A 662-nucleotide genomic window follows, 5' to 3' on the forward strand; every position below is an offset into this window, starting at 1 on the left:
ATATAGAGAATTTCCTCTGCCGTACCAACACCGCCAGGAAATACGATAACCCCGTGACCACAGCGCACAAAGGCTTCCAGGCGTTTTTCGATGTCTGGGAGTATAACTAGTTCATTGACGATAGGGTTTGGAGACTCGGCTGCGATAATTCCTGGCTCTGTAATGCCTATATAGCGCCGCTCTTCAAAATGCTGTTGGCGTGGCCTATTGTGGCACCTTTCATGGGCCCCTTCATTGCGCCGGGGCCACAGCCGGTAATAATGTTTGCTTCGCGAAGGCCTAGTTGGTAGCCCACCTCTTTGGTAAATTCATATTCGCATCGATTGATAGAGTGGCCACCCCAGCAGACTATAAGCGGTGCTTGGGCGCCTTTGCGCAGCAAGTTGGCATTTCTAAGAATATGAAAGACTGCATCAGTGATGCCCTTGGAGTGTTCAAAGTCAAAATGCTGAGGGTCAAGCAGTTGGTTTTGAACGTAGAGCACATCTCTTAATACTGAAAAAAGTTGTTCCCGAATACCGCGAATCATCTTGCCATCAACAAAGGCTGAGCCAGGCGCATTTTCAATCAGCAGCTTGATACCACGAGACTGGCGTATAAATTTGATACTGAAATCTTTATAGCGCTCGATGATTTCATTGGTATCATCGACGGTGCTGCCG

The 662-nt window shown here is 48.0% G+C and carries 1 pseudogene; it reads right to left on the reverse strand.

Annotated features, from left to right (window positions below):
- Positions 1–662: pseudogene (locus tag A3763_RS07035) on the reverse strand (pyrimidine/purine nucleosidase domain-containing protein); the annotation flags it as partial.

The sequence above is a fragment of the Oleiphilus sp. HI0128 genome (genome assembly GCF_001635365.1).